This is a genomic window from Micromonospora sp. AMSO12t, from assembly GCF_008806585.1.
GTDB lineage: Bacteria > Actinomycetota > Actinomycetes > Mycobacteriales > Micromonosporaceae > Micromonospora > Micromonospora reichwaldensis.
In genome coordinates this window covers 1-10,646 of sequence record NZ_WAAS01000226.1, presented here as the reverse complement: position 1 = coordinate 10,646, position 10,646 = coordinate 1, and the positions used below count along the sequence as shown (strand labels likewise).

Genomic DNA, 10,646 nt, shown 5'->3' with positions numbered 1-10,646 from the left:
GGGTGACCATGGCGGGCGACGCCGGCTCGGGCGCGGCGCGGGAACTGTTGCTGGTGCTCGCGGTGGCGCTGGCCGGGCTGCTGCTCGCCGTGGTCGCGGTGTTCACGCCGTGGCACGCCACCCCGGACGGGGCCGCGCCAGCCGCTCCGGTCGAGCTTCGCAGCCCGACGGAGCGGCCGGTGCCCACAGTCGGCTGACCGTCGCTGGCCCGCCTGCCCGTCGCCGGAGGAGCCGGTGCGCGGTCAGCGGGCGCGGGTCTCCCCGGCGCCGGCCGCAGAATGTTCCGCCCCCAGTAGGTCGGCGAGGGTGGTCCGGTCGACCACCAGGGCGATCGCGCCGTGCACGGCCAGCCAGACGTCCCGCAGGCCGGTCGCCACACCCACGTAGCCGGCCCGCTCGGCCGGCAGGCCGCGGACGGTCGTCAGGGAGCCGCCGATCGCGCGGAGCACGTCGCCGACGCTGATCTCCACCGCGGGACGGGCCAGGGCGTACCCGCCCTCGGTGCCCCGGTGGCTCACCAGCAGGCCGGCCCGGCGCAGGTCGACCAGGATGCCCTGGAGAAAGCTCAGCGGGATGCCCTGGCTGTCGGCCAGCGTCCCCGCCTTGACCAGCTCGCCGCCGCCGACCGGAGCCGCGGCGGCGACGGCGAGCATGGCCCGGAGCGCGTAGTCACTGCGCGCGGAGACGTACACGTCACTGACCCGCCTGGTCCAACACGCCCCACCGACGCCGGATCGCCTTGTCCGCCGCCCCGAACGCGGCGTCCACCGCCAGGCCCAGCACCAGGATCACGATCATCGTGGAGATCAGCCAGGGCGAGTCGGAGAGTTCCCGCGAGTAGGTCAGCTGCGCGCCCAGCGAGGTCTGCGAGATGCCGACCACGATCAGCTCGCCGGCCATCAGGCTGCGCCAGGAGAACGCCCAGCCCTGCTTGAGGCCGGCCACGATGGCCGGCAGCGCGGCGGGCGCGATGACGTACCGGTACAGGTTGAGCCCTCGGGCGCCGAGGTTGCGGCCGGCGCGCAGCAGCAGCGGCGGCACGTAGTCCACACCGGCGATCACGCCGTTGGCGATGGACGGCGCGGCGCCGAGCACCACCACGAAGAAGATGGCCTTCTCGCTCAGCTCGAACAGCAGGATCGCCAGCGGGAACCAGGCGATCGACGGCATCGTCTGCAACGCGGTGATCATCGAGCCGATCGCGGCCCGCAGGATCCGCGACCGGGCCACCGCGAGGCCGAGCAGCAGGCCGACGGCGACCGAGAAGACGTAGCCGAGGGCCGCCCGGCGCAGGGTGGTGACCAGCCCCTCCCAGAGCTGGACGCCGCTGACCTGCCGGAGCAGCTCCTGACCCACGGCCACCGGGCCCGGCAACGAGTACTCGGGCTTCCAGCCGGTCCAGACCACGACCTGCCAGGCGCCGACGGCGAGGACGAGCGCGGCCAGCTTCGGCCAGGTCGCCGCCCAGAACCGGCTGGCCCGCGTGCGGCTCTTCTCCCGACCGGCCAGCTCCAGGGCGTCCAGCCCGGAGATCTCCGCGTCGGTACGCGGGACGGCGGCGAGGGTGTCACCGGCCATGGCGGCCCACCTCCGTACGCAGGCGGCCGGTGACCTCGGCGGCGATCGCGGCGACCTCGGGGGAGTCGATGCGGCGCGGCCGGGGCACGTCGACCGGGGTGGACCAGATGATCCGGCCGGGCCGGCTGGAGAGCAGGATGATCCGGTCGGCGAGCCGGGCCGCCTCGCGGACGTTGTGCGTCACGAAGAGCACGGTGAGTCGCCGCTCGGTCCAGATCCGTTCCAGCTCGTCGTGCAGGATGTCCCGGGTCATCGCGTCGAGCGCGCCGAACGGCTCGTCCATCAGCAGCACCGGCGTGTCCAGGGCGAGGGTGCGGGCCAGCGCCACCCGCTGGCGCATGCCGCCGGACAGTTCGTGCGGGCGCTTGCGGCCGAAGTCGGCCAGGTGGACCGTGCCGAGCAGCTCGGCGACCCGCTCCCGCCGCGCCGCCCGGGGCAGCCCGCGCAACTTCAGCGGCACCTCGACGTTGCCCTCGACGGTGAGCCAGGGGAAGAGGGCGGGCTCCTGGAACATCAGTCCCGGGTCGACGCCCTCGTCGAGGGTGATCCGCCCGCCGCTGGGCCGGTCGAGGCCGGCGACCAGGTTGAGCAGGGTGCTCTTGCCGCAACCGGAGGCCCCGACCAGGCAGACGAACTCGCCGGGCGCGACGTCGAGGGAGACCCCGTCCAGGGCGACGACGGCGTTCGCCCCGCGCCCGTACACCTTGGTGACGCCGTGCAGCGCGACCGAGCCGGTCGCGCTGCGTGGCGTCGTCGTGGTCGACGTCATGGTTGGACGACCTCGGGCTTGCCCTGGCCCTTGAGCACCTCGTTCAGGTGGGTGAGGTCGTAGAGGCCGTCGAGGCTGACCGGCTGGGTCAGCCCGACCGCGACGGCGTGGTCGAGCCCGGTCTTCAGCGACGTGGCGATCGGGTCGTTGGTGAACTCCAGCGTCGGCCAGGCCTGCTTGATCAGCTTGAGGTCGAGCGGCTTGCCGCTGATCTTTCCGATGTGGTCGGAGATGGCCTGGTGCGTCTCGTCGGGCTTGGTGTTGACGAACTCGTTGGCCGCCACCTGACCCTCGACCAGCTTCTTGACCACGTCCGGGTGTTCCTTGAGGAACTTGGTGCTGACGATCAGGTTGGTGATCACGAACTTCCGGTCCGGCCAGAGGTCGCGCTCGTCGACGAGCACCTTGCCGCCCGCGTTGACCAGCCGGGACACGAACGGCTCGGGCACCCAGGCGCCGTCGATGGCCCCGCTGTTGAAGGTCTCCACCGTCTGGGCGTTCTCCTGCGGGACGATCTTGACGTCGCCGCCGCCCTCCTTGGTCGTCGTGAGGCCCTTCTCCTTGAGCCAGTAGCGGATGGCCACGTCCTGGGTGTTGCCCAGCTGCGGGGTGGAGATCTTCTTGCCCCGGAGCTGCTCCACCGAGGTGATCTCGGGCTTGACCACGAGCGCGACGCCGCCGGAGGCCGCGCCGGAGATGACCCGGACGGCCTCGCCCTTCGACTTCGAGAAGGCGTTCACGGTGGGGTTCGGGCCGATGTACGTCGCGTCGAGCGCGCCGGAGAAGATCGCCTCGATGGCGGCGGGGCCGGCGTTGAAGGTCTTCGTCTCCAGCTTGACGTCGCCGCCGAGCTTCTCGGCGAAGATGCCCTTCTCCACGCCGACCACGGCCGGCGCGTGGGTGATGTTGGGGAAGTAGCCGAGCCGCAGCGTCGTCGGGCCGGAGCCGCCGCCTGCGCCCTCGCTGTCGTCGCCGCAGGCGGCGGCGGTGCCCAGGGTCGCCACGCCGACGACGGCGAGGGTGGCCAGGGAGACCCACCGACGCATGGGGAGCCGTCTCATCGTCCATCCAATCCGCAGTATTCCTACTTAGTTGGTAGGAAGACTGGGGCAGGCGGTGAACTGGCGTCAAGGGCCAACCACATGCCGGGATCTGCGTCCCAGAAAAAGCGGCAATCTCTACTGATTGGATGTGCTTTGCGGCCGGTGTTCCCGGCGCCGTCGCCGGCCGCCGGGGCGGCTGCGTGCGACGCCCCGGGCGCCGGTCGGGGCGGCAGGCGAGAGGTCGCCGGTGGCGGGGGTGCCGACGCGCTAGGGTCGATCCCGTGGCGGCGCGGAGATCGAGAATTCCAGCGACGAAGTACCCGGTAGAGCGGTTCACGCTCGACAACGGCCTGCGGGTGGTCCTGACCCCCGACCGCAGCGCCCCGGTGATCGGGGTGGCGGTCGTCTACGACGTCGGCATCCGCTCCGAACCCGAGGGGCGTACCGGCTTCGCCCACCTCTTCGAGCACCTCATGTTCCAGGGCTCCGAGAACCTGGAGAAGCTGGCGCACTTCCGGCACGTGCAGGGGGCGGGCGGCACCTTCAACGGCTCCACCCACCTGGACTACACCGACTACTTCGAGACCCTGCCGAGCAACGCCCTGGAGCGGGCGCTGTTCCTGGAGGCCGACCGGATGCGCGGCCCCCGGCTGACCGAGGAGAACCTGCGCAACCAGGTCGACGTGGTCAAGGAGGAGATCCGGGTCAACGTCCTCAACCGCCCGTACGGCGGCTTTCCCTGGCTGACCCTGCCGCCGGTCATGTTCGACACCTTCCCGAACGCGCACGACGGCTACGGCTCCTTCGTCGACCTGGAGTCGGCCACCGTCCCCGACGCCGCCGACTTCTTCCGCCGCTACTACGCGAGCGGCAACGCGGTGCTGGCGGTCAGCGGCGACATCGACGTAGCCGAGGCGACCACGCTGATCGAGCGGCACTTCGGCGACGTGCCGGCGCGTCCCGCCCCGAAGCGGCCCGACTTCACCGAGCCCGACCTGACCGAGGAGCGGCGCACCTCGTACACCGACGAGTTGGCCCCGCTGCCGGCGGTGGCAGGCGCCTGGCGGGTGCCCGACCCGATCACCGACTTCGCCGCCTACCTGCCGTACGTCGTGCTGGCCGAGGTGCTCACCGACGGCGACGCGTCCCGGCTGGTCGAGCGGCTGGTCCAGCGGGACCGGGCGGTGACCAGCCTCGGCGGCTACGTCGGCTTCATGGGCGACCCGTTCGACGTGCGGGACCCGACGGCGCTGCTGCTCCAGGCGCACCTGCCCCCCGGCGGGGACGTGGACAAGGTGCTGCGCACCATCGACGAGGAGCTGGACCGGCTCGCCACCGACGGCGTGGCCGAGGGGGAACTGGCCCGCACCCAGGCCCGGATGGCGACCCACCTGCTGCGCGACACCGACGCGGTGCTCGGCCGGGCGTTGCAGATGGCCGTGCTGGAGCAGCAGCGCGGCGAGCCGGGGCTGCTCAACGACCTGCCCCGGCTCGTCGGCGAGGTCACCGACGAGCAGGTCCGCGCCGCCGCGGCCACCCTGCGGCCCGAGCGCCGCGCGTCCATCGAGGTCATCCCAGGAGGGGCCAAATGAGCGTGACCGCACCGGCCGCGCCCCGGGCGCTGCCGCCGCTCGGCCCGAACCGCAGGCTCAAGCTGCCGAAGCAGGCCGAGCGCACGCTGGGCAACGGGCTGACCGTGATCGCCGTACGCCGGCCGGCGGTGCCGCTGGTGGAGGTGCGGCTGTGGATGCCGTTCGGCCGCACCCACCTCGCCCGGGGCGCCGTGCTCGCGCAGACCCTGCTCTCCGGCACGGGGACCATGTCCAGCGTGCAGATCGCGGCCGAGTTGCAGAAGGTCGGCGGCGGGCTCTCCGCCGGGATCGACCCGGACCGGCTGATGCTCTCCGGCGCCGGCCTGGTCACCGGGCTGGACCGGATGCTGGAGATCCTCGCCGAGGTGCTGACCGACGCGGCCTACCCGAACGACGACGTCGCCACGGAGCGGGACCGGCTGGTGGACCGGATCCACGTGGCGCGGAGCCAGCCGGCGCACCTGGCCCGCACCGCCCTGCTCCGGCGGGTCTACGGCAGCCACCCGTACGCGGTGCAGACCCCCGAACCGGAGGCGGTCCGGGCGGTCCGGCCGGGAGCGCTGCGGACCCTGCACGCCCAGCGGGTGCACCCCGCCGACGCCGTGCTGGTGCTGGTCGGTGACGTGCAGCCGGACCGGGCGCTGGACGCCGCCGAGAAGGCACTGTCCGGGTGGACCGGCGCCGGGCACACCGCCGACCTGCCGCCCGCTCCGCCGCTGGAGCCCGGGCCGCTGCTGCTGGTCGACCGCCCGGGGGCGGTGCAGTCCTCGCTGCGGATGGCGTTGCCGGCGGTGCCCCGCACCCACCCGGACCACGCCGCGCTGCAACTGGCCAACCTGATCTTCGGCGGCTACTTCTCCTCCCGCTGGGTGGAGAACATCCGCGAGGACAAGGGCTACACGTACGGGGGGCACTCCCTCGTCGAGCACTCGGTGGCCGGGTCGGTGCTGGTCGCCGCCGTCGACGTGGCCACCGAGGTCACCGGGCCGGCGCTGCTGGAGACGACGTACGAACTCGGCCGGCTGGCCTCCCTCCCGCCCCGCGAGGACGAGCTGGAGCAGGCCCGCCAGTACGCCCTCGGCACCCTCCAGCTCGGGATGTCCACCCAGGCCGGGCTCGCCTCGCTGACCAGCGCGTACGCCGGCAGCGGGCTGCGCCTGGAGTTCCTGGCCGAGCACGCCGCCCGGCTGGCGAAGGCGACCGTGGCCGACGTGGCCGAGGCGGCGGCCCGCTACCTCGCCCCGGCGCAGGCGGTCACCGTGGTGCTGGGCGACGCCGAACGGATCGGGCCGCAGGTGGCGGCGCTGGCCCCGGTCACCACCGAGCCGGCACGACCGTGAGCGGTGAGCCCGCGCCGCCGCTGGCCCGTTCCACCCTGGACCGGGCGGCCCACCGGCGCACCGACCCCGGGTGGCTGGCGCAGGCGTGGAGCCGGGCCCGGGTGCTGGTGCTCGACTCCGCCGACGGTGGCCGGGCGCTGGTGCGTACCGACACGTCGCCACCGAAGCTGGTGCTGGTCGACCCGGCCGGGCTGCCCGAGCCGACGTCGCCGATGTTCCTCGGCGTCGAGCCGGACGGGGTGCCGGTCTTCGCCGTGGACGCCCCGCTGCCGGCGGTGTCCGGGGCCCGGGCGGCGCACCTGCGCGAGGTCGGGCACCTGCTCGGCGACCGCGACGCCGGGCTGTTCACCACCGCGCTGGCGCTGGTCAACTGGCACCTGCGGCACCGCTACTCGTCGGCCACCGGGCACCCGACGGAGGTGGACGAGGCCGGCTGGTCCCGGGTCGACCCGGCCGGGGAGCGGATCTGGCCGCGTACCGATCCCGCGATGATCGTGCTGGTGCACGACGGCGTTCCGGGCCTGGACGGGCGGTGCCTGCTCGGCAACAACGCCACCTGGCCGCACACCGCCGGCGAGCGCCGGTTCTCCTGCCTCGCCGGCTACGTCGAGCCGGGGGAGTCGGCCGAGGCCGCGGTGCTGCGCGAGGTCCGCGAGGAGGTCGGCGTCCCGGTCGACGACATCGCGTACGCGGGCAGTCAGGCGTGGCCGTTTCCCGGCTCCCTGATGCTCGGCTTCCTCGCCACGGCGGATCCGGAGCATCCGGTGCAGGTGGATCCGACGGAGATCGCGTTCGCCCGGTGGTTCTCCCGCCGGGAGATCGGCGCGGCCCTGGCGGGACGGCCGGTGGAGGTCGGCGGGGCCCGCCTGGTGCTGCCGCCGCCGTCGTCGATCGCGCTCTTCCTGATCCACCGCTGGCTCGACGGGCACTGCTGAGCCGGTCCCGCCGCGCGCGGGCGCGCCGGTGGCCGGGGGTCGTGCGGTCCCGGCCCGTGGCCGCCGTTGCCGCGGCGGTCACGGACCGGGAACACGGGCCGCCGTGGTCGGCTGGGGCAAAGGAGCACGGCGGGGGAGCCGGTCCGACCACGACGGACGTCTGGGTGCGGGTCAGCTGCCTCGGTCGTCGGGTGCGGCCCGCCGTCCGCGGCCCGGCTCGTCGAGCGGGAGCACCTTGACCCGCTGCTTCCCGGAGCGGACCGCGCCGACCGTGGCGAGGGCCCGGGCCAGCAGCAGCGCGGCGTCGCGCTCCTCGGCATGCACGATCTGGCGGCGCGGCTCGGGCGTGGTGGTCTCGTCGCGGAGTCGGTCACCGCACGCCCAGGCGGCGGCGATGTCCACGTCGGCGGCTGCGCGGATGTCGGTGCGAACGATCAGGAACCGCATGCGGGTCTCCGGATGAATCGCGAGGGTGGGGAACGGGTGGAAGTTCCACGTCACTCTGTCGTCATGTTACGCCGCGCGGTCGTCTCATCAAGTGAAACGCGACGATTGGTCCGGAGGCTCATCCGATCAGCGGATGCCTGGTCGGCGGGGTGGCAGGGCGCAGACGCGGCGGGGCCGCCGGCACGCTGCCGGCGGCCCCGCGACGGTCGACGGATCAGTTCAGATCGAACTGTCCGTTCTTCGCGCCGGCGATGAAGCCCAGCCAGCCGGCCCGGTTGAACAGCAGCACCGGACCGCCCTGGTCCTTGCTGTCGCGCAGGGCCACCGCGACCGGCCCGGTCCTCAGTGGTGCGACCTCGACGCAGTTCGAGGTCTGGCTGCGCGTGCTCTTACGCCACGGGGCGTCGGCGAGCTGGGCGAGTACGGACGGCGTGTTGCGGATCTCGTTCATCGTGCCACTCCTGAGGTGAACTGCTCCGATGGAACGAGTGGCGCCGCACGACCCGACGGTGGGCCCCCGTGCTCACCGGTCCGTCAGGCGCCCGGAATGCCGGCGGCGTTGGGTCGGCGCCGTTGCCGGCCCGTACGCCACCGTGGACGCGGTCGCCGTGCCGGGCAGCCGCCCCGTCGCCTCGATCAGCCAGGAGAGGGTGTCCGATTCGGAGAGCGCCGCCGTGCATAGCCACTCGAACACCACTTTATAGCGATTTAGGGCGTTTACCTCGGTCGACATGACGTCGGTGAACCCCCCTTCGATGGCCAGCGTCTCCGGATCGAGCGGATCCGCGAACCGGTAGACCGAGAACGCGGTCGGCGGGAGGTACCAGTCGCCGATCTGGGTGTCGCGTGGCAGCACGTGCAGTGTGACGTTCGGCAGCATCGCCAGTTCGCAGAGCTGCACCAGCTGCGCGCGCAGCACCTCCGGCGGCCCGGTCCGGCCGCCGAGCGCCGCCTCCTCCAGCACCGCCGTGTAGCGGGGCGCGTCGGTCGAGCGGGTGAGCAGCGACTGCCGGGCCAGCCGGGCCCGCACCTCGGTGTCGATGTCCTCACCGGCCTCCGGGTCGCCGGCCTCCTCGTCGACCTGCCGGGCCGAGGCGATCCGCACCGACGCGTAGTCCGGCGTCTGGAGCAGGCCCGGCACCAGGACCGGGTTGTATTCCGAGATCTCCGCGCAGCCCGCCTCCAGCTCGGCGAAGCTGCGCTGCTGCTGGGTCATCACCGGGTAGTTGCGCAGCCAGCCGCGGATGTCGCCGGCCTCCTCGGTGATGCCGAGGAGTTCCTGGCGCAGCGCCTCGTCGGCGCCGTAGAGATCCAGCAGCACGCGGACGTCGTCCGGGTCCGGGCGGCTGCGGCCGTTCTCCAGCCGGGACAACTTGGACGCGGACGCCCAGCCGATCCGCTCGATGACCTGGTCTCCCGTGAGACCCGCGGCCTCGCGCAGCCGGCGCAGCTCGGTGCCCAACCTGCGGCGGCGCAGGATCGGGCTGGGTGAGGCAGGAGGCACGACGTCCTCTTTTCCCGTGGACCGCCGCAGACGCGACGGTAACTGTATGAAATTCGCCCCCCACGGTCAGTATGGACGGCGCGCCTCCCGCCGGAGGTCCCGGTGGGGGCGTGTCTCGCAGAAAAGAGGACCGTGGAAGGGCACGGCGTCCGGTACGACGCCGTCGGCCCGACCGTGCCACCCCAGACCGCGCCACGCCGCGCACCACCCCCGCCGGAGGGACCCCATGCGCACCGTCCTGCGCCGCCCGGATTTCCGCCTGCTCTTCGGCGGCCTGCTCGCCAGCATGGCCGCCGAGTCGATCCTGTTGCTGGCCCTCGCCATCTGGGTGAAGGACCTGACCGGGTCGGACGGGCTGGCCGGCGCCACCATCTTCGCGGTCATCGCCCCGATGACCCTGGCCCCGCTGGTGGGGTGGATCGTCGACCGCTACCCCCGGCGCCCGTTCTTCGTGGCGGCGAACCTGGTGACGGCCGTGCTGCTCACCCCGCTCCTCGTGGTGCGGGACCGGACCGACGTGTGGATCATCTACGTGGTGGCGGCCCTCTACGGCCTGTCGTACATCACCCTCAGCGCGGTGCTCAGCGGCCTGATCCGCCAGCTCGTGCCGGTGGAACTGCTGGCCGAGGCCAACGGCGTGCTCCAGACCGTACGCCAGGGGCTGCGGCTGGTCGGCCCGCTGGCCGGCGCCGGGCTCTACGCCGCCGTCGGCGGCTGGATGCTGGCCGTGATCGGGATGGCCGGCTTCCTGTCGGCGGCCGTCGTGGTGGGCCTGCTCCGCACGACGGAGACGCCGCCCACCGGGCCCGGGCTGCGCTGGCCGGCCGAGGTGAGCGCCGGGCTGCGTCACCTGGCCGGGGAGCCGGCGCTGCGCCGGGCGCTGCTCGGCTACGGGCTGGGATCGCTGGCGATGGGCTTCAGCGAGTCGTTGATCTTCGCGTACGTCGACCAGGGGCTGCGCCGGGACGCCGCGTTCGTCGGCGTGCTGGTCACCGTGCAGGGCATCGGCGGACTGGTCGGCGGGCTGCTCTCCCCGGCCGTGGTGCGCCGCGCCGGCGAGGTGGGCACGCTCGCCGCCGGGGTGGCGTTCTTCGGACCGGCCTCGCTGGCGCTGGTGTACCCGAACCTCTGGCTCGGCTTCGTCGCCGTACTGCTGGCCGGGGTGTCGCTGCCGCTGACGATGGTCGGGCTGCACACGCTGATCCAGCGGCGTACCCCGCAAGCGCTGCTCGGCCGGGTCGCCGCGGCCTCGGAGGCCGTGGTCAGCGGCCCGCAGGCGCTCTCGATCGGCGCGGGGGCGCTGCTCGTAGGGGTGCTGGACTACCGCGTCCTGTTCGCCCTGATCGGGGTGGCCACCCTGCTCGCCGGCGGCTACCTCTGGCACGGCCGCACGCTCAGCCCACCGCCACCCGTCCGGATCCCCGCCCCCCGCCGGCCT

Annotated in this window: 12 protein-coding genes; 5 read left to right on the top strand and 7 right to left on the bottom strand. The window is 73.3% G+C overall.

The genetic code is table 11. From position 1 onward, the window contains the following. The first annotated feature begins 8 nt into the window (after positions 1-8). Positions 9-197, top strand: coding sequence for a hypothetical protein (locus F6X68_RS25280; RefSeq protein ID WP_132231061.1), 189 nt, complete (start codon positions 9-11; stop codon positions 195-197). A gap of 45 nt (positions 198-242) precedes the next feature. Here F6X68_RS25280 and F6X68_RS25275 read toward each other — a convergent pair whose 3' ends face one another. From F6X68_RS25275 to F6X68_RS25260, 4 genes are read right to left on the bottom strand one after another with little or no spacing between them, the layout of a single operon-like run. After that, complete coding sequence (locus F6X68_RS25275; protein ID WP_151456618.1) at positions 243-692, bottom strand: Rrf2 family transcriptional regulator; 450 nt, start codon at positions 690-692, stop codon at positions 243-245. A gap of 1 nt (position 693) precedes the next feature. After that, positions 694-1,578: an ABC transporter permease gene (locus F6X68_RS25270; protein WP_151456617.1), complete on the bottom strand. Its 885-nt coding sequence runs from the start codon at positions 1,576-1,578 to the stop codon at positions 694-696. Further along, on the bottom strand, positions 1,568-2,347 hold the full coding sequence (locus F6X68_RS25265) for an ABC transporter ATP-binding protein (protein WP_132231064.1): 780 nt from the start codon (positions 2,345-2,347) through the stop codon (positions 1,568-1,570). Before F6X68_RS25265 ends, F6X68_RS25270 begins: the two co-directional genes overlap by 11 nt. Further along, complete coding sequence (locus tag F6X68_RS25260) at positions 2,344-3,408, bottom strand: ABC transporter substrate-binding protein (RefSeq protein ID WP_151456616.1); 1,065 nt, start codon at positions 3,406-3,408, stop codon at positions 2,344-2,346. The genes F6X68_RS25265 and F6X68_RS25260 overlap by 4 nt, the downstream gene beginning before the upstream one ends. A 263-nt stretch (positions 3,409-3,671) precedes the next feature. On the opposite strand from F6X68_RS25260, the gene F6X68_RS25255 reads away from it, so the two are divergent. The 3 genes from F6X68_RS25255 to nudC are packed head-to-tail and all read left to right on the top strand — an operon-like array spanning position 3,672 to position 7,257. Then, positions 3,672-4,982, top strand: a complete 1,311-nt coding sequence (locus F6X68_RS25255; RefSeq protein ID WP_151456615.1) for a pitrilysin family protein — start codon at positions 3,672-3,674, stop codon at positions 4,980-4,982. Beyond that, the gene (locus F6X68_RS25250) at positions 4,979-6,322 is read left to right on the top strand and encodes a pitrilysin family protein (RefSeq protein WP_151456614.1); all 1,344 of its coding nucleotides are present in this window, start codon (positions 4,979-4,981) and stop codon (positions 6,320-6,322) included. The genes F6X68_RS25255 and F6X68_RS25250 overlap by 4 nt, the downstream gene beginning before the upstream one ends. Continuing rightward, positions 6,319-7,257 (top strand): NAD(+) diphosphatase, encoded by a 939-nt coding sequence (gene nudC, locus F6X68_RS25245; protein WP_151456613.1) that lies wholly within the window; start codon positions 6,319-6,321, stop codon positions 7,255-7,257. Before F6X68_RS25250 ends, nudC begins: the two co-directional genes overlap by 4 nt. A gap of 171 nt (positions 7,258-7,428) precedes the next feature. On the opposite strand, the gene F6X68_RS25240 is transcribed toward nudC, so the two are convergent. The 3 genes from F6X68_RS25240 to F6X68_RS25230 form a co-directional block, all read right to left on the bottom strand. After that, a complete protein-coding gene (locus F6X68_RS25240) occupies positions 7,429-7,704 on the bottom strand; it encodes a hypothetical protein (protein ID WP_132231358.1) in 276 nt (91 codons plus the stop codon). A gap of 214 nt (positions 7,705-7,918) precedes the next feature. Beyond that, on the bottom strand, positions 7,919-8,155 hold the full coding sequence (locus F6X68_RS25235; RefSeq protein ID WP_132231069.1) for a DUF397 domain-containing protein: 237 nt from the start codon (positions 8,153-8,155) through the stop codon (positions 7,919-7,921). Positions 8,156-8,227: 72 nt separating this feature from the next. After that, positions 8,228-9,208, bottom strand: coding sequence for a helix-turn-helix transcriptional regulator (locus tag F6X68_RS25230; RefSeq protein WP_151456612.1), 981 nt, complete (start codon positions 9,206-9,208; stop codon positions 8,228-8,230). Between F6X68_RS25230 and F6X68_RS25225 the strand changes: the two genes are divergently transcribed. After that, the coding region (locus F6X68_RS25225) for an MFS transporter (protein WP_370518983.1) at positions 9,108-10,646 on the top strand (1,539 nt) is incomplete at its 3' end. The two genes, F6X68_RS25230 and F6X68_RS25225, sit on opposite strands and share 101 nt — an antisense overlap.

Coding starts and splice junctions, on each gene's coding strand:
- F6X68_RS25280 (WP_132231061.1), top strand. CDS start 9: ATGGCGGGCGACGCCGGCTCGGGCGCGGCGCGGGAACTGTTGCTGGTG.
- F6X68_RS25270 (WP_151456617.1), bottom strand. CDS start 1,578: ATGGCCGGTGACACCCTCGCCGCCGTCCCGCGTACCGACGCGGAGATC.
- F6X68_RS25265 (WP_132231064.1), bottom strand. CDS start 2,347: ATGACGTCGACCACGACGACGCCACGCAGCGCGACCGGCTCGGTCGCG.
- F6X68_RS25260 (WP_151456616.1), bottom strand. CDS start 3,408: ATGAGACGGCTCCCCATGCGTCGGTGGGTCTCCCTGGCCACCCTCGCC.
- F6X68_RS25250 (WP_151456614.1), top strand. CDS start 4,979: ATGAGCGTGACCGCACCGGCCGCGCCCCGGGCGCTGCCGCCGCTCGGC.
- F6X68_RS25240 (WP_132231358.1), bottom strand. CDS start 7,704: ATGCGGTTCCTGATCGTTCGCACCGACATCCGCGCAGCCGCCGACGTG.
- F6X68_RS25235 (WP_132231069.1), bottom strand. CDS start 8,155: ATGAACGAGATCCGCAACACGCCGTCCGTACTCGCCCAGCTCGCCGAC.